The organism is Candidatus Accumulibacter vicinus, assembly GCF_000584955.1.
Lineage (GTDB): Bacteria > Pseudomonadota > Gammaproteobacteria > Burkholderiales > Rhodocyclaceae > Accumulibacter > Accumulibacter vicinus.
On the sequence record NZ_JDSS02000007.1, the window covers coordinates 17948 to 18190 of the forward strand.

A 243-nucleotide genomic window follows, 5' to 3' on the forward strand; every position below is an offset into this window, starting at 1 on the left:
TGGCGCATTGGTGATGTTGAGCCGTACCCCGCCCACTTCGCTCTTGTGAAGGATGTCCGGCGAATCGATCTTCATGGCGATCGGAAAACCGATCTGTTCAGCCAGCAGCAGCGATTCGGTCGGCGTATGCGCGACCATGGTCTGTGCGACCGGGATGCGGAAAGCACGCAGGATGGCTTTCGACTCCATCTCCGAGAGGACCTTGCGCCGCTCGTGCAACACCGCTTCGATCAACATCTTGGC

At 59.3% G+C, this 243-nt stretch carries 1 protein-coding gene; it reads right to left on the reverse strand.

Annotated elements, in window-relative coordinates; genetic code table 11:
• Positions 1–243 (reverse strand): acetate--CoA ligase family protein (locus CAPSK01_RS02080; RefSeq protein WP_273702906.1); only part of this gene is annotated, 243 nt, incomplete at both ends.